Source organism: Arthrobacter sp. TMN-49, from assembly GCF_054511095.1.
In genome coordinates this window covers 1-16,929 of the sequence record NZ_JBTNDH010000056.1, presented here as the reverse complement: position 1 = coordinate 16,929, position 16,929 = coordinate 1, and the positions used below count along the sequence as shown (strand labels likewise).

General features: G+C 59.1%; 12 protein-coding genes. 9 read left to right on the top strand and 3 right to left on the bottom strand.

Going from position 1 to position 16,929, the window contains the following annotated elements; translation table 11 throughout:
• Positions 1 to 506 precede the first annotated feature (506 nt).
• From ACX80E_RS16675 to ACX80E_RS16665, 3 genes are all read left to right on the top strand, one after another.
• Entirely contained in the window at positions 507 to 4,034 is a 3,528-nt protein-coding gene (locus tag ACX80E_RS16675) for an ATP-binding protein (RefSeq protein ID WP_459303184.1), read from the top strand.
• Between the two features lie 259 nt (positions 4,035 to 4,293).
• The gene (locus ACX80E_RS16670; RefSeq protein WP_459303183.1) at positions 4,294 to 5,646 is read left to right on the top strand and encodes an MBL fold metallo-hydrolase; all 1,353 of its coding nucleotides are present in this window, start codon (positions 4,294 to 4,296) and stop codon (positions 5,644 to 5,646) included.
• Positions 5,647 to 7,025: 1,379 nt separating this feature from the next.
• Positions 7,026 to 7,208 (top strand): helix-turn-helix domain-containing protein, encoded by a 183-nt coding sequence (locus tag ACX80E_RS16665; RefSeq protein WP_459303185.1) that lies wholly within the window; start codon positions 7,026 to 7,028, stop codon positions 7,206 to 7,208.
• A 307-nt stretch (positions 7,209 to 7,515) separates the two neighbouring features.
• Here the strand turns inward: ACX80E_RS16665 and ACX80E_RS16660 are convergent, their stop codons facing one another.
• The gene (locus tag ACX80E_RS16660; protein WP_459303182.1) at positions 7,516 to 9,102 is read right to left on the bottom strand and encodes an alkaline phosphatase D family protein; all 1,587 of its coding nucleotides are present in this window, start codon (positions 9,100 to 9,102) and stop codon (positions 7,516 to 7,518) included.
• A gap of 184 nt (positions 9,103 to 9,286) precedes the next feature.
• Between ACX80E_RS16660 and ACX80E_RS16655 the strand changes: the two genes are divergently transcribed.
• The 6 genes from ACX80E_RS16655 (at position 9,287) to ACX80E_RS16630 (ending at position 15,506) form a co-directional block, all read left to right on the top strand.
• Complete coding sequence (locus tag ACX80E_RS16655) at positions 9,287 to 10,297, top strand: acyl-CoA thioesterase (RefSeq protein WP_459303180.1); 1,011 nt, start codon at positions 9,287 to 9,289, stop codon at positions 10,295 to 10,297.
• Positions 10,298 to 11,402: 1,105 nt separating this feature from the next.
• The gene (locus tag ACX80E_RS16650; RefSeq protein ID WP_459303179.1) at positions 11,403 to 11,711 is read left to right on the top strand and encodes a heavy-metal-associated domain-containing protein; all 309 of its coding nucleotides are present in this window, start codon (positions 11,403 to 11,405) and stop codon (positions 11,709 to 11,711) included.
• A gap of 83 nt (positions 11,712 to 11,794) precedes the next feature.
• Complete coding sequence (locus ACX80E_RS16645) at positions 11,795 to 13,741, top strand: HAD-IC family P-type ATPase (RefSeq protein WP_459303178.1); 1,947 nt, start codon at positions 11,795 to 11,797, stop codon at positions 13,739 to 13,741.
• 85 nt (positions 13,742 to 13,826) lie between these two features.
• A complete protein-coding gene (locus ACX80E_RS16640; protein WP_459303177.1) occupies positions 13,827 to 14,306 on the top strand; it encodes a hypothetical protein in 480 nt (159 codons plus the stop codon).
• A gap of 104 nt (positions 14,307 to 14,410) precedes the next feature.
• A complete protein-coding gene (locus ACX80E_RS16635) occupies positions 14,411 to 15,010 on the top strand; it encodes a DUF305 domain-containing protein (protein ID WP_459303176.1) in 600 nt (199 codons plus the stop codon).
• 94 nt (positions 15,011 to 15,104) lie between these two features.
• A complete protein-coding gene (locus tag ACX80E_RS16630) occupies positions 15,105 to 15,506 on the top strand; it encodes a hypothetical protein (protein WP_459303175.1) in 402 nt (133 codons plus the stop codon).
• Positions 15,507 to 15,541: 35 nt separating this feature from the next.
• On the opposite strand, the gene ACX80E_RS16625 is transcribed toward ACX80E_RS16630, so the two are convergent.
• Both ACX80E_RS16625 and ACX80E_RS16620 read right to left on the bottom strand, forming a co-directional pair.
• Positions 15,542 to 15,751: a hypothetical protein gene (locus ACX80E_RS16625; protein ID WP_459303174.1), complete on the bottom strand. Its 210-nt coding sequence runs from the start codon at positions 15,749 to 15,751 to the stop codon at positions 15,542 to 15,544.
• A 9-nt stretch (positions 15,752 to 15,760) separates the two neighbouring features.
• The gene (locus ACX80E_RS16620; protein ID WP_459303173.1) at positions 15,761 to 16,660 is read right to left on the bottom strand and encodes a hypothetical protein; all 900 of its coding nucleotides are present in this window, start codon (positions 16,658 to 16,660) and stop codon (positions 15,761 to 15,763) included.
• Positions 16,661 to 16,929: the final 269 nt, after the last annotated feature.

The following is a 16,929-nucleotide window of genomic DNA, read 5'->3' as shown; positions in this document are numbered from 1 at the left end:
CTGATACGGCCCTTCAACACGGGCCTACAACGCCGAACCCGCAAACGACAGCCCGCTGCCGCCGACCACATTCACACAAGGCAAGCCGTCAAACCGAAAAGCAACAGCCTCCGTTTTTGGCATTTTAGGGGTCTATTCCGACTCCATTTGACGTCACGTTTTTCAATCAGCGGGAGGGAAACTGGCGGAAATCCGCGGTTTTTCCACGAAGCCACGCTCCGCAACTGTGACTGTCGAAAATTGGCCCTCCGAGCGGCGTACTCCCGGCACAGAGTACCGTCCGTTGGTCAAAAACGTCCCTCGAGCCTGCCGGCAGCCCGGCCCGGAAGACTCAATCTTCCTACTCTCGTCAGTCGGCAGTACTGCCGTGAACCACCAACCCATCCATGGACGACGGCAGGTCCATTCCAACGCATTTACCCTGCGGCCGACAAGACTCTCAGCTTGCCTTGCACGCGGATCCTTAGCGCGGGCCACGATCGGGGCGTTACTGGCAGACTTAGTCTATGAATCTGAATGAACGCATCACGGTCAAGCTCGACGCAGGTATTGACGCTGACGTGTTTGAGCGGTGTGCCGTGGCCCTGATGGCGAACCACTACGAGAACGTGGTTGGAATTGAAGGCGGCAGTGATGGAGGTCGCGACGGCGACATCATCGCTCCCATTGCTAACGACCCCGACTCTCGCGGGCGGATTTTGGTGACGACAGGCGACGCCCTCGATAATCTCAAGAGCAGCCATAGAACATGGAAAAAATTCTGGGATGCGGGTGAGACGTTTCGGCTGGACCTGCTTGTGATGATTACGTCTAAGAATCTTTCGGACATCAAACGCCGCAACATCGAGGCCTACTGTAGAACCAATAACCTCCCGGTGCCGCGCATATATGCAAGGCAGTGGCTCGTTGACTCCCTGCGCCGCAACCCGGATCTCCGCGTTGAGCTGACTGGAGTCCAGGGTCGTCTTGAAGCGCTGACGACGAAGGCTCCCGAGCCCTCGTCGACGTTCACCGAGCTGTTCGGGCGCGACGAGGAGCTGGAAAACCTGCGCGCCGCGGTAACGCGGACGACCGATGTCTCGTTAGTAGGCGTTCCAGGTGTTGGCAAGAGCCGTCTGCTAGCGGAGCTCGAAGGTAGTGTCCACTTCATCGACCGCCTTGCCCGCGACCATCTTGCCGACGACCTGTTCGCCATAGATCCCACGACCCTAGTGCTAGACGATGCCCACCTTCATCAGGAGCTCCTTGAGCAGCTGGTAAGCATTCGTAGCAGGGAACAGTTCAGCTTCACCATAGTCGCCGCGACGTGGCCAGGAACCGAGGCTCCAGTAGAGGCTCTGCTCAACAAGCCGACGCGGGTCGAGGTGGACCGCCTAGCGCGAGCCGCACTCGATCAGATGATCCAAGCGCTCGGAGTCCACGGCGTCCACGCCCGGTCACTGGTACTCGAGCAGTCCGATGGACGACCGGGCTGGGCGGCCATCCTTTCTCGTTTGGTCGTCAACGGTGCAGGCGACGATCTCGCAACTGGTCAATCGCTTCTTGACCAAGTGGCCGGCCTCGCTACCTCTATTGCAGGCAGCGCCGTACTCAATGACGCGTTGGCCTGCATCGCCGCGCTTGGCGCAGCCTCACTTGAGGACATCGAGATTATTGCAAGCCATGCTGGTGTCCCGTACGCCGACTTGATCGCCTGGCTTGAGGTCACCGCTCAGGGCGGTCTCGTGGAGCGGACGAGCGAAAAGTGGTCTGTGCTGGCTCCACTCCGCTCACTGATCGTCGCGTCCACCTTCTTCGGTGTGAGAAGGCGAAGGAGTTGGTCCTCGTTCGCCGCTAAGTTCCCCGATGACGAACGATTGAACCGCACAGTCCTCAACCTCGCCAACGACGTACCAGAAACTGGCGTTCGGGCGCTGGCGAATTTGTGGTTCGACAACATATCGACAAAGGAGATCGACGAGATCCCACTTGCCTTGGTCGAGGTCTACAGTGGCATCGACGAGACTTCGGCTGACCGCGCTGCCGTCCTCGCCCGCGCCGTCCTTGACTCGCCTCGTGAGCCTCAGGCCTTATTCGGCGATGTCATTTACGACCCCTACGGTACCGCCGCAGAAAAAATACTCCGCACCGCTTTCCGCCGTTCATGCTCTCGCGAGGCCACTCACGGGCTGCTCGACCTCGCAGTCAGCGACGAGCGGCCTCGACACCAGCACCCCGACCACCCGATGCGGGTTATCCAGGACATGGCACATTACTTAGACCCTGATCTAGGGCCCGTTGATACCTTGCGCGACCGCATCTTGAACTACACGCTAGAGTGGTTCGACGAAAATCCCAGCGCGGCCCGGTGGCAGGTTCTCGCAGAGGTCACTCATTATGTCTTCGACCCCCGTGTTGAGGGTAACTGGAGTGATCCAGGTAGCCACCTCAGCATCACCATGTCTCAGGGCGTGATGACGCCGGAGGCCATTGGATCATTGCTCGCACACTGGAACACGATCGATTCCAGAGTCCGGGGACATGCAGCTTCAAGCATCACCCATCGCGCAGTGGCAGAATTCTGCGAGATCTTTGATTCGTGGTCCGCGATGGCTGTAGGTATCACCAACCATCCTGGCGAGGCCTCGACCGAGCACAATGTTGTCGGCGCGATCGGAGCTGAGCTGGTGCTCAGCACCCTGACAGTGCTGGCAAAACGCTTCACAGGGGTGCCTATTCGGGTAAACAATCGACTAGCCCTCGTCTCCATGTGGAACGGCGGGCCTACAACGCTGGCCGAGCTCCCGGTCGACGACGATCATCTGGACCTCTTCGTGGGAGCGCAAGAACCCGACGACGACATCGACGTTTGGATGGCCGACCGTCGAGAGCAGTGGACGTCCCTGGCCCGCGAGCTGGACAAGCTAACGGCTGCGGAAGGCGTCGCTGAATACGGAAGGCTTGTGGCCGAGGCATCAATTCTCGATGGCAACCATGAAGGTGCTCTGTTCACGGGCACGCTCGCCAAGCATGTGACCAACCCTGGCGCATGGCTGGAAGCCTCTATTAGGGCAATCGCCGGCTCCCTCGTTGCGCCCTTGATCACCAAGGCCCGCGCAGATGGTGCCGATATCGATGATCTGGTTATGTCGGCAATCGAGGTCCCCGAGCTACGACCCGAGGTTCTTCGCGCAATCACGCACGAAGACTGCGAACTGGATGACCTGGCGCTCACTGTAATCGACGGTCTAACCGACGATGATGTCCCGCTAATCGGCGACTTGTGGATCCATGAGTCGGTGACCCCAATCCTGCGTGAACTGCTCATACACACACACGCATCAGTACGTGCCCTAGCTGCCGTCACCTTTGGAGAGGGAGTACGAGGTCGTGGACCGGCATTGCCCGAGGAACTCAGGCCCGCTTGGCGGACGGCACTGGTCGGGGCAGCTCCCGACGAGCTGCCCCAACACTCAAGATGGCGCCTCGGCGAGATACTCAAGCACGCCTTGACCACTGATCCCGAGCTCTGCGCGGACTGGTTCATCGCAAACGCGAAAACAACTGGGTTCTCCTCGCGTGCCCGCCGAATGGTGAAGTCATTCCCTGATGTGTTGAGGAACCTTCCGCAGGATCAAAAACGGCGGATCGTCACGACCCTTGATGCCGAGACGTTGATCCACAGTGGTTACGCAGGAGCCGTGCTTGGTACCGACACGAAGCTTGCCATGGATTTGCTGGCGGAGTGCGCTGTGGATGGAGAGGTTCTTCTCAGATCGATGTCGGGCTATCGCGATCATACCGTCGTGGCTCTCGCGCCGGCCCTCATGGCTGCACAAGTTGCTCCGCATCGCATCGTCGCTGAAGCCTTGAGAAATCGCAGCGGGACCGGGGACGAGTCGAATGCGATTCTCAGTGATTTCGAGTTCTTCGCAAAGCTGCGCAAGCAACTGCCCGAGCTCGATGAAGTCTGTGTCCTAGCATCTGAAATACTAGGGAGAGAACTTGAGGCCGCACGTGTGAGGGAAAAGCAGGACCGACGTCGCGGCTGGTAGAAACATGCAGGCAGTATCGTTTACTCAACGAGGGCGGCCCACGTCGCCCCTCAGCCGGTCAACCACTGGACACCACGGCGTCACCCGGCACAAGCTTCCAAATTGCCGTTATGGCGGACCCTACGATCCTGATAGGACCCGCCGGCAAAAACTCTGCCCGGTGAAGGTGCAGCGGACCCTAAAAACTTCATTTCACATTGCATCGAAACCCTATGACTAGGGCCGGCCCTCTTAAAGACTCATTTCAGAAGGTCCTACAGTGGCACAGACCGCCGCGCAACCGGCCTGTAGTGTGTCAGGAGAAAGCAACCAATTGGGGGACATCATGTGGCAGGGTTCGTACGAATTTATAGTGAACCAGTGGGGTGTGGGACACGGTGGTTTCCACTCGCAGTCGCTCCTCTTCCAACGACACGTACGTCTGCCAACCACGACTCTCGGCGATGGCTCTCTGGTGCAAGTTATCTACGACTGCGGATCGGGGCGGAAAGACCAGACCCGACCAGCTCTCAAGTCTGCTGTCAGTCGGATGCTTAATGACGTCACCGTTGGATCGACGATTGACCTACTTGTCATCTCTCATTTCGACAACGATCACGTCAACGGGCTCGAATTTCTCGCTGAAGAACTTGACAAGAAAAACATCCAAGTTGATCGGGTGTGGGTGCCGATGCTGGGCAAAATCGAGGCACTCTACGCGATCGCGACCTCCAACTTGGAAGGTGATGAACTACAGGCGTACGCCGCCCTCGTCTACGACCCAGTCGGTCAACTCACCGAACTGTTTGATGGAGCAGAAGTAACTCCAATCCCGCCAAATGGAGAGCCAATCCCTTTGCCTCCGAGCGACCCAGTCACGTCAGATGACGAGGACATCACCCTGACTACCTTGCCCGGCCAGCATGGACTCGTGGCAACCTCAAGCGCCACAACCGCGGGAGAGATACTCTGGGAGCTCCAACCGTACGTCATCGAGTCGACGCTGGCCGGAGCCAAGACTGTTGCTGCCAGCGTCAAGACACTTCTCGGGAAACAAGCTGAAAAGTGCTCACTGCCCGATCTGATGAAACTCGTCAACGATCCGTCATTGCTCGCGGCCTTCCACACCGCCGTACAGGATCACCATAAACAGATCAACCGTGGAGCAAAAACATCGAGCGCTCGCACGGGCGCCAACCTTTCCTCCCTATGTGTTTATTCAGGGCCGGTCTCCCCCTACGAATGGTGTCGCTTCCGTGGCGGATGGAACTCGCCTTCAGCGACGCCTCGTGCCATCCCGATCGCCCCGGCTTGGCTGGGTACGGGCGATGCCGGGCTCCTGCGGTCCAAGCACGTCGACGCAATGCGGACGGTCTTGACGCAGAGCCGACTCGACCGAGTCGGCGTCACTTCCGCGCCGCACCATGGGTCACGGCTTGATTCGGGCGCAGAACTGTGGGACGCCCTGCCGAACGTGCGATGGGTGACGATTGAAGCGAACAATCTGGTAGGCGGAAGCGGCAACTATCATCCACACACACAAGTCTTGACCGAGCTTGCAACAAGAAACCTCACCGTACATACGTCAATCGACAACAATGACTTCTACTGGAGGGACAAACGTATTCGCTGAGCCCGGGAGTGCAGCGAACTTGGATTCTCGTACAGGAGCAATTAGGAGAACACGCCAGACTTTGGCTTGCCACGGATAACGTCGGGATGCAACTGTCCCTCACATCTAGTCTTTTTGCAGGCTGGGATCGGCACGCCCGTGTTATCTATTCGGTTTATGTAGCAGACAGCGTAGAGCGTCTTCCGATTCAGGCAGGGCACGGCGCTTTTACTGGCTTTGTACCAAGCAAGCTGTGGTACTGAAGCACAGGAAACTCTGACTGGATCCGCAGCCCCGGGGAGGCCTTTGACCTGCGCGACATCCCTAACTTGCCCAACTCGAGCGTCAATTCATCGTTCAACGAGGGAGAAATCATGCTCGCATATCCGATGTAGCGGCAGCCCTTAGCCCGCGAAGAATAGCATTCCTGCTAGGTGATACTCATCAACTCAGCGTGTGGGCAACCCTTTATCTGTTCGCAATTCGGCTTGCAGACTTGATCCCAATTTGGGCTCCCCACCTGGTCCATTCGGAAGCAAACGGTCATCAAATCATGACCGATAGCGCTCCACTCCCCCACCAAAAAATCACCAATGAGCATTTTTACCGCCGATCTTGGACGCACGTCGAGCGGCCCCGAAACCACACCCTGAACAACATGAATTATTGAGGCACGACGGCCAGCCATTCACAACCAGTGACATGCCGTCAACCGTGTCGATGAACCTGCAAACGGCCATCAGACAGAGGGCACGGCCCTGTGCTGCAAGGCCTCGTCACGTTTTACTCACGTTTTTGAACGAAAACCAACCGCAGATCATGGCATATCAAGGGGCCCCATTGTCCCTCGCTTCCCCGGAAATTGGCGGTTCTTGGGGTCGGATGGCAACAGTTGACATAAGACTCCTGAGTTTCTCTTGATCGTGGGTTGGATTCCCGCCCAGGGCACCGCCCGGGGCACTGCCCGGGGCGCTTTATGTGGCTCTGACCTGCCGTTATGTTCTGCAGGTCAGAGCCGTTTTAGGGCCAAAAAGTGCCCAACTCCCCCCAATTCGTCAGAATCTCACTCAGATTCCACGCCCACTTTTCCCATCAAGCACGGTCCAATCTTGCCTGATGAGGCCGGTCGACGCGCGCGTCCAGCAGACAACCAAGCCTTTGCCTTGGCAGTCTATGCTGTCGACAATCCGACGTCATCATGGGCTACTTTGAACGCCTCGCAGACAATCGATTTTCACCTCCCGGCCCCAGTATTGGGTGAGGTCTCCGCCGTCGTTCTTCCAACATGGCAATGGCAGTCATGTAGTTCCAGTGTTTTTTCACCTTGGAATGGGGAACGTCCACGTTGAAGATGAGAATCTGATGAGTGAGCAAACTAGCCACGTCCCTTCCACCGCAGAATTTGCGGAGGAATAGCTCACCCCACGGGACATCTGCCGGGAACTGCAGATCCCGAGCAGACGTTCTACCAGTGGCGCGTCAAGCGCCTAGGGCCACGTGCCCACCGGATTGGCCGACACCTGCGCATCAGCCGGAGCGACCTGAATGAGTGGCTCGCAACGACGGAGGCCCACTTTACCTAGGGCGCGCTTGCCATTGAGACCTTGGGGTCAGATCACCCGCAAGCAACCCAAGCCAAAGATTTGGCTCGCCCGCCGTTACTGAGACGCGCCGGTCACAGCAGGCACATCGCCACCGCCGATCCGCGACCCTCCAACGGCGACATGCACCCATTTCACGCGCAACATCATCTACGGCATCTAAATGGAAACCCCGATCTCGAGAAACCCGGAGCCGGTGAAGTCGTCAACACGTTCACATTCGAACCGTGACCGACTCGTGGCTCCGATGGACTTTCAATGCTGGAGTGTCCGGCCTCGGGCCTGGCTTTTACTTCGCTTGAAGCCCGCGAATTCCGTCCTGGATGACGAAGGACGCCTTCGTGCTGACGGGAGCTCCCGGCGTCGTGACGTAGTCAAGAGTCCGGAAGTCCGCGGTGAGCGCGTCCTTGGTGATCTTGGTGTTCACGTAGCCGCGGTTGTCATTGTAGAACTTCAGGTGCGGGTTCCACGCCATGGTCGAATCAGTGGTGGCACCCGAGCCATCGCCTGTGGAGGTAATGGAGGTGCACACCAATTCCGAGCCAACCACAGGTGACGCCGGATCCTTGTAATCCACCTTGAGATCGTTGGCCCAGTTGCGGTGCACGTCACCAGTGAGGACGACGGCGTTGCGAACGTTCGCATCCACCCAGCCTTGGGTGATGCGGCGGCGGGAGGCGGCATAGCCGTCCCAGCCGTCCATGGAGACGTCGTCAACATCGAGAGCCTTGTTCCTGTCCCGCTCCGCGAAAAACACCTGCTGGCCCAGAATGTCCCAGCGCTGTGTGGAGTTCTTGAAGCCGTCCAGCAGCCACTTCTCCTGCTCGTCACCGGTGATGGTGCGATCCTCGGCCAAACGCTCGGCCACGTTCTTCTGCCAGCCATCGCCGGCCAGCTGGTCGTCGCGGTACTGCCGGGTATCCATCATGTGGAAATTAGCCAACTGGCCCCACTGAATGGTGCGGTAGATCTTCATGTCGAACCCTGCCGGCACGGACGAGGGTCGAAGCGGCATGTTCTCGTAGTACGCTTGGAAGGCCGCTGACCGGCGCTGCCGGAAACGCTCGGTGGTGTCGTTGAGCTGGTTGGCATCCTTGTTCTCGGGAACCTCATCCGCCCAGTTGTTGTCTACTTCATGGTCGTCCCAGACCACCAACCACGGTGCGATTGCGTGCGCTGCCTGCAGATCGACATCGGACTTGTACTGTGCGTGACGTTGCCGGTACCCCTGCAGCGTCGAAGTCTCCGGCCCCTGATGGTCGCGCGGGTTGCCGCCGCCGATCACGTAACCGCCCTTTTTGTATTCGTACATGTAGTCGCCCAGGTGCAGCACTAGGTCCGGGTGGTCCTGGGCCAGCCTCGAGTAAGCCGTGAAATAGCCGTGCTCGTACTGCGAGCAGCTGGCGAATGCCATGGCCAACGACGACGGCGTTTCATGCCGGGCCGGACTGGTGAGGGTGCGGCCAATGGGACTGACGTGGCGGCCGGCGCGGAAGCGGTAGTAGTACTCGCGGCCCGGACGCAGCCCGCGCAGCTCCACATGGACGGAGTGAGCGGTTTCGATTCGCGCATGCTCCACTCCGCGTGCAACCACGGTGCGCATGTTTGCGTCTTCCGCGACCTCCCAGGCCACGGCGACATTACGGGAGGGCATGCCGCCCAGGCCATCTTCGGCCAACGGATCCAACGCCAGTCGGGTCCAGATCACGAATCCATCCGGCCACGGCTCGCCGGAAGCGATACCTAGGAGGAAGGGATCGCTGCGAATGCCGGACTTGTCCGCCCCGGAAGTGGCAAAGGCGGCACCCGGCACAGCGACAACGAGGCCGGCACCAAGGCCGGCGGAAAGAATTGATCTGCGTGAAATGTTATCCATGATAGCCAACTTAGTAAGGCCAGTTGAACTGGTCCGGCGGATGTCATGAATAGACGACTAACTGCGCGTCAACATTCAAATCGAGCCTCATTGGCCCGACGGAAGGACGTCGATTGTGACGCAAAAGTCCCTTGATGAGACTTCCAAACGAAAAGACCGCCCTCGAGCGAAATAGAATCGTGCAATGAGTGAGACCATCGCCAATTCCGTGACCCTTCGATTCCTTGCTGCCCCCATGGACGTCGGGCACAGCGGCTCCGTGGATGCCGGCACCGTGCTTGAGTGGGTGGATAAGGCAGCCTACGCGGCCGCCGTCGGCTGGGCCAAGGCCTATTGTGTGACGGCCTATGTGGGTAACATCCACTTTGCGGACCCCGTCAACAGTGGCGACATGGTGGAAGTTGAGGCGACAGTTGTTTACACCGGACGGTCGTCGATGCATATTCGCACTGTGGTGTCCTCGGGCGATCCGAGGGGCGGCATCCCCACGATGCGCAGTCAGTGCATCGTTATTTTCGTCGCCGTGGATGCGGACGGTAAGCCCATGGCGGTGACACCGTTTGAGCCGACAACGAACCAAGAAATTCATCAGCGCAAGGATGCCCTGGCTCGGGTCAAGGTCCGGGAAGAAATCGTTGACGCCATGAAGGCCCAGGAATATACCGATGCCGGAACAGCCGAGCGTGTTGTCCTGAGATTCCTTGCGGCACCCACGGACGTGAATTGGGGCGGGAAGGTTCACGGCGGGATTGTCATGAAGTGGATCGACGATGCCGCCTATGTGTGTGCAACCAGGTACTGCGGGAATGACACCGTGGCGGTATTCTCCGGTGGCGTCCGTTTCTACCGTCCGTTGCTGATCGGCCACGTTGTCGAAGTCGAGGCACGGCTGGTTTACACAGGGACGAAGGGCATGCACATCGCCGTCCATGTCCGTTCGGGAGATCCCAAAAGCCGCGAGATGAAACTGACAACCTACTGCCTGACAGTCATGGTGACAAGGGACGACGCTGGCAACTCGGTTCCGGTTCCAGCCTGGATTCCCGTAACCGAAGAGGACAAGCGCCTGAACGCCCACGCCCGGGATCTGCTCGAAATTCGTGGCCGGGCACCCGGGAACAGGCTCCCCAACCACTTGTTGCAGGCTGAACGTCCGACGGCGCAGCGCACGGCAGCTGGGAACGTTCCAGCCTAGAGAACGAGACTTGTTCTAGGTTTCCAGATTTTCCTGTAGGAAACGGGGCGATGCGTGGATGCACACCATGCGCCGCTTGCCTTCCCTGCCGCGCGGAATTGGTGCTGCGTCCCGGCTTCAACGACCAGGATGTCGCCGACCACCGCGGGGTGAGCCCCGCCGTCGGCCGTTTCTGCTGGCCAATCTGGCATATCCTGCTCCCTCGGACAAACCCTGGAGCGGTCGCTTTAAAGGCAACGACTAGCCAACATGCACAAATAGCGGCGAGGGGCCAAGGTCGTAGTCCCGTGGCCACGGCTCCTGGCCGGACGAAAGTCCCGTCCCAACGTTGACGACGTACAGTTATCAGGGCGTCGCCCGATTTCACCTGTCCCTGATCCCGGGAGTGTACTGGTGTGGACAGACGGTGGTCTTCAAAGCGCAATAGAGGATCACTGATGAAGCTGTTTTCAATGGATTCGCAGTCAAAAAGAATGACATCGTAGGGCACGGAAGAGTTACTCCCCTTTTACTTTCCTTTTTCAACCAAAAACTACCGCAACCCACGACATACCAAAGTCTCTAGAAACGGCGAAGAAGCCGGGCTTCACGCGAGTTTTAGCGGCCAGCGGCACCGGTCATCGTCCAGATGGCTATATCCTCGTGGCCGCCCGTGCGAGTCCGGCCCGGGGCACTTTTTGTGGCTCTGACCTGCGGTTATGTTCTGCGGGTCAGAGCCGTTTAGGGCCAAAAGTACCCAACGCCCCCACTTCGTCAAAATCTTCCGCGAATTTCACTCCCCTTTTTGGCCTTAACCACTAGTTTTCCTGGCTCTTGTGACTATTCCGAGGGCGTGATCCGCGCACCTTAACGCCCACACGTGCACGGAAGAGTCAGGAGAGCCGGATTTTTCCGGCATTCCTGGGCCGACCCTTCTGCTCAATGATGAGCTTCCCTGCCAATGACGCCTGAATCACAATTTCCATCCCTTGACAAGGATACCCCTAGGGGGTATGTTCGGAGTGTTGTCAGTGAAGTAGTTTGTCGCCGCCGTTGATCTTTCCGGCCGCCACTGCCGTTCAACCCACAACGCACAATTCATCTTCTTTCTAAGGACACACCCGATATGTGCGGAACCAAGAAACGTGAAGCGCTCAACCTGACGCCCACCCAGGAGAGTTCCTGCGCGTGCTGCTCCACGCCGGCAATTTCCAGCGCGCCAGCCGATGCACCAGGCGCCGTTTATGAGCTGGAAGGGTTGATCTGTGGTCATTGCGTCCAGACCGTGGAGAAGTCCGTCCGCGCCGTAGCCGGCGCAGATTCGGTAACCGTCACCCTGGTAGCCGGGTCCACCTCAACCCTGACAGTCGCCGGTCCGGCAACGCCGGAAACGGTACGCGCTGCCGTTGTCTCTGCAGGCTACACAGTCGTCTGAAGTAGGTTGACAACCGTCATTCCAAGCCATGCGGGAGAGCCATGGAAGTGCACGACAACAAGCAAAATCACGAACACCACACAATGACGAAGACGCAGGCGCCCAGCATGGACCACGCATCCATGGGACACGGCGGCATGGTCCCTGATGACCATGCCGTTCACACTGCAGGTCAGCACGCCGGGCACAGCACCGCCATGTTCAAGAACAGGTTCTGGCTGACCCTGATCCTCTCGATCCCGGTCGTGTTCTTCAGCCCGATGGTTGGACACCTGCTCGGATACACCCCGCCGCAGTTTGTGGGTTCAACCTGGATTGTCCCTCTACTGGGGTCCTTCATTTTCTTCTATGGCGGACAGCCCTTCCTCAGCGGCGGATGGCAGGAAATCAAGGCCAGGCAGCCAGGGATGATGCTGCTGATCTCCATGGCCATCACCGTGGCCTTTATCGCCTCTTGGGTGACCAGTTTGGGCATCGGCGGCTTCGATCTGGATTTCTGGTGGGAGCTGGCCTTGCTGGTCGCCATCATGCTGCTGGGACACTGGATCGAAATGCGGGCCCTCGGATCAGCCCGCGGTGCCCTGGACGCACTGGCCGCATTGCTGCCCGATGAAGCGGAACGGGTCGTCGACGGCGGCACCGAGACCATCACCATCGCCGAGCTGAAAGCCGATGACGTGGTCGTGGTCCGCTCGGGAGCCCGCATGCCCGCGGACAGCACCATCACTGATGGGTCCGCCGAGATAGACGAATCCATGATCACCGGAGAATCAAAAACAGTCCGCCGGACGGTCGGGGACTCGGTGGTGGCGGGGACCGTCGCCACCGACAACTCCCTGCGAGTCAAAGTCACAGCAGTCGGCAACGACACCGCATTGGCTGGGATTCAGCGGCTCGTGGCGGAAGCACAGTCATCCACCTCCCGAGCCCAAGCGCTGGCAGACCGCGCGGCAGCGTTCCTGTTTTACTTTGCCGCGGGCGCCGGCGTCAGCACTTTCATTGTCTGGTCACTGTTGGGCAGCATCCCCGACGCCGTCACCCGCACCGTAACCGTACTGGTGATTGCCTGCCCGCACGCCCTAGGCCTGGCCATCCCCCTGGTCATCGTCATCTCCACCGAACGTGCAGCCCGGGGCGGTGTGTTGATCAAGAACCGCATGGCGCTTGAGAGGATGCGCACCATCGACGTCGTCCTCTTCGACAAGACCGGAACACTCACCAAGGGCGAACCCTCCGTCACCGGTGTTGTTGCGGCCGACGGCGTCACAACAGAAGAACTGTTGGCCCTTGCCGCCGCTGTTGAATCGGATAGCGAACACCCGGTCGCCAGGGCGATCATCGCCGCCGCCAAACAAACCGGCTATCCGGCTGTGGCCGCGGTGGGTGGACCAGCCCTGCTCGCAGAACTCGGAGCATCAGAGCCCGCAGGCATCATGGACACGACCGCGTCCTGGGAGGAACGTGGCGCATCCATTTTGCACGTGATCCGGGACGGATCCGTCATTGGTGCCGTCGCGCTGGAGGATGAAGTCCGTGAGGAGTCCCGCCAAGTCGCCACAGCCGTAGCTGTTGAGCTGCACATCGACGAGGTTTTCGCCGAGGTCCTGCCCCGGGACGAAGACCAGAAAGTCGCCGAGCTTCAGCAACGCGGGCTGAAAGTGGCCATGGTCGGCGACGGCGTCAACGACGCCCCTGCCCTAGCGCGGGCCGAGGTTGGCATCGCCATCGGCGCCGGAACCGATGTCGCCATGGAATCCGCCGGTGTGGTGCTCGCCGGCAACGATCCTAGGGGCGTGCTGTCCATGGTGGACCTGTCCCACGCCAGCTACCACAAAATGTGGCAAAACCTCATCTGGGCCATGGGGTACAACATCATCTCCGTCCCCCTAGCCGCCGGTGTCCTGGCCTTCGCCGGAATCGTGTTCTCCCCCGCAGCCGGCGCTGTACTGATGTCACTGTCCACCATCGTGGTGGCCCTCAACGCCCAACTACTCCGCCGGCTCAAGCTCAACCCAGCCGACGTCCACTAGTCCACTCGCAGCAATCACCCAGATTGCGAACGTACACTACACAGCAACTCGAACCACCGGCCCGATAAACAGAAAGGACCCCACAATGCGCTTCGCCCTAAACGCACCCACCGCGGGGGCCCTTCTGCGCTGGGCCGGGTTGCTCGCCGTCGTGCTTGCCATTATCGGCGGCATCCTTGGAATGCATGTGGTCAATGGCGCTCCGGCAGTCTCCGCGGAGCCCTCCGGCATGAGTGTTGCGATGATGGCACAGGGCATGACCAAGCACTCAAGCACCCCTGTCCACCACGCCGCAGAATCTGGCCACTCGCCCAGTGCGGCCGCATTGGAGCAAGTCAACGCCGTGCCCGAATGCGGCTGCTCCCCCGATGGCTGCGCCGCATCCATGGCAATGCACGGAGACTGCACACCCATCGTCAGCTCCCCGGTGCTCAACCTTCCACTGCCGGGAACGCTCACCACCTGTGCCCCCGGAACAGGATTCGCCGTCGCTCCCGGGAACAAGGCCGCGGACCGCATTCCCGATCCTCCCTCACTTGAGAAACTCTCGATCAGCAGAACGTGAACCGATGAATCGACCCGTGCAACTTTCACGGGTCCTCATCGCGCGCCCTCAAATGGGTGCGACTGCCAAAAAATCGTAGAGATTGAGCGAAGGACTGTTTTGTTATGAAAAAATCACTGATTGTTTCCGCCACCATTGTTGCCGCCATGATCGCACTGGTCGGTTGTTCCACAGGGACTGACGGCGGCTCCATGCCCGGCATGGACCACGGTGCCGCGGCCACATCAACGCAGCCGTCGGTCACCGGCGCTGAACACAATGCAGCGGACACGATGTTCGCCCAGATGATGATCCCCCACCATGTCCAGGCCGTGGAGATGAGTGACATCATGCTCGCCAAGACAGACCTTGATCCCGCGATCATGATGCTGGCTACGGATATCAAGGCCGCCCAGGATCCGGAAATCGAGAAGATGACCACCTGGCTGACCGGGTGGTCCGAACCGACAGCCATGGCTGGCAGCCACTCCATGAACGGCATGATGTCCTCGGCCGATTTGGACAAGCTCAAGGCCGTCGAGGGTTCGGCTGCGAGCAAGTTGTTTCTGACCCAGATGATCGCCCATCATGAAGGGGCCGTGGAGATGGCCAAAACAGAGGTCACCGACGGGAAAAATGCTGATGCTGTAGCCCTGGCCAAGAGCATTGTTTCCTCCCAGGAAACCGAGATCAAGGTCATGAAAGACCTGCTCGCCACCCTGTAGGCCCGGCTCAGTACATTTTTTCGGTGGTGGATCTGAAAATTCTTGGATCCACCACCCCCCATCCTTTCTTTCCCTGATTCTTTTGAGTCCCCTTTTGCAACCCCGTACCTCCCTTTTTCGTGCCCGCCGATCCGCCGTGGTGTCATTGTTGGCACTCCCGCTGCTCCTGGCGGGATGCACCAACGCCGGGTCCCCAGCTGCTGAGCCGAGCCCGAAAGCCGCGGCACTGTGCCATGTGCATGACATCAGTGTGGAACCTGAATCCTCGAAGATCCTACTTGCCACCCACGATGGCTTAGACGACGCCACCGGGGATCATGCGGTCAAAGTCAGTGACTCCACCATTGACCTGATGGGGTTCACGGCCACAGTCGAACCTGACGTTTTCTATGCCTCAGGTCATCCCGGGCCCGGGTCCTCGTTGCCGAACCCTGCCGGACTCACTGTCAGTGGCCACACAATAGTGGCCTTCGACGATCAGCTGCGCCCCACGTGACTGCCTGTTCACGGAGTCAGAAGGAACATCCGCCCTTACTGAAAGCGCTGCGGGATAATCTCGGCGTATCGATTGATAATCCCGAATTGGTCGGTGCCGTAGGTGTAGTCGGTCGGCAGCCAGGGTCGGGAAGCGTCGGGCAGCAAAGCCGGAATTTCGTCCCGGTTCAGGGGTTCCTCGGACCATGCATGGAACAAGGAGTCACCGAAACTTTCGAGGCGACCGGTCAGATATGGTGACACCATCTCGATGTACTAGGGACAGAACCAGGTCCACCATTGGGCATGGGAATGAAGGCCGGCCCATTTACCGCGATCACTGGGATCGGGGGATCGTTCGGAGCTGCCGGTTGCGTAGTACTTGCCTGATTCCCAGATGGATCCGCGGCATACCTCGGCACTTGCATAAAAGCTGCGGGACGCTTGGGCAAATTCGACGAAGAACCGCATCAAAGATTGGCGTGTCGCGGGTACAGCCAACCCGGCCTTGTCGAAGTCCAGGGACATAAAGGAGACTTGTTTATCCGTGTCCAACCGCTTGTAGAAAACGTCTACTAATGGGTAGCCCACTTGCACAAGCGCGCAGTCGGTACCGGCCTTGACACACGCGCTGACGAATTTCCTATCGTTGAAGTTGGCCGGAAACATTTCGGGAAATATCTCCCGAGCGGTCCGGATATAGCTGCCCGGAAGATCCTCCGGCCTGTCCTCATTGAGCATGTAGAAACTGAGCGTAACCATATCCACACTCCGTCTCTCCGCCGGCACGGACAATCGATTCAACTTCGGTTTGGGCCAAATTTCCTCGGTTTGTTCATCGAACAGGGCTCCCTTGACAGCCTTGGCGAGCTTCCGGCCAAACTTTGCGGCGTGCGGAACCGCCGACTCGGAACTGCCCTCCACCAGTACCTGATACACAGCGGCAATTCCAGGAACCGATTCTGTCACCTCCTCTGGCACATCGCCAGGCTCCACCTCAAACGGACCGTCAACAGTGAAGCAGTAGGCCCGCCGAACTCCCCGCAGCACCATCAAAGACTCGGCATCGCTGACGGGCTCGCCTTCAACGGCGAGCCCAACAGTGCTGCGCACCAGCCGGACCAATTCATCGATGGTCAGTGGGGCGACGGCGTAAGCCGAAAAATCGTAGGACATCTAGATACCTTTTGAGTCGCTGGCAAGTTCGGCATTCATGAATGCGTGCACTGATCAAAATTACATGATCAGGGGTAATCATGTCTTGAATCACCGGCCCGACGAACGGCGACAGCATGCCCACTCCGGACCCACTATCTTCCGGTCCGCCAGACTCCCTGTGTTTCGTCAAGTTAAAGTAGGCCGTTTCAGCGCTAAGAATCAGGCCACGGCGGCAGGTTTTTAGGCCATTTCAGCAGTTTGCTCATTTCATCAACGCATTCTTGACC

Excerpts from the sequence above, each read along its gene's own strand:
- ACX80E_RS16625 (WP_459303174.1), bottom strand. The coding sequence starts at position 15,751 with ATGGTGTCACCATATCTGACCGGTCGCCTCGAAAGTTTCGGTGACTCC.
- ACX80E_RS16675 (WP_459303184.1), top strand. The coding sequence starts at position 507 with ATGAATCTGAATGAACGCATCACGGTCAAGCTCGACGCAGGTATTGAC.
- ACX80E_RS16655 (WP_459303180.1), top strand. The coding sequence starts at position 9,287 with ATGAGTGAGACCATCGCCAATTCCGTGACCCTTCGATTCCTTGCTGCC.
- ACX80E_RS16635 (WP_459303176.1), top strand. The coding sequence starts at position 14,411 with ATGAAAAAATCACTGATTGTTTCCGCCACCATTGTTGCCGCCATGATC.
- ACX80E_RS16620 (WP_459303173.1), bottom strand. The coding sequence starts at position 16,660 with ATGTCCTACGATTTTTCGGCTTACGCCGTCGCCCCACTGACCATCGAT.
- ACX80E_RS16660 (WP_459303182.1), bottom strand. The coding sequence starts at position 9,102 with ATGGATAACATTTCACGCAGATCAATTCTTTCCGCCGGCCTTGGTGCC.
- ACX80E_RS16640 (WP_459303177.1), top strand. The coding sequence starts at position 13,827 with ATGCGCTTCGCCCTAAACGCACCCACCGCGGGGGCCCTTCTGCGCTGG.
- ACX80E_RS16645 (WP_459303178.1), top strand. The coding sequence starts at position 11,795 with ATGACGAAGACGCAGGCGCCCAGCATGGACCACGCATCCATGGGACAC.
- ACX80E_RS16650 (WP_459303179.1), top strand. The coding sequence starts at position 11,403 with ATGTGCGGAACCAAGAAACGTGAAGCGCTCAACCTGACGCCCACCCAG.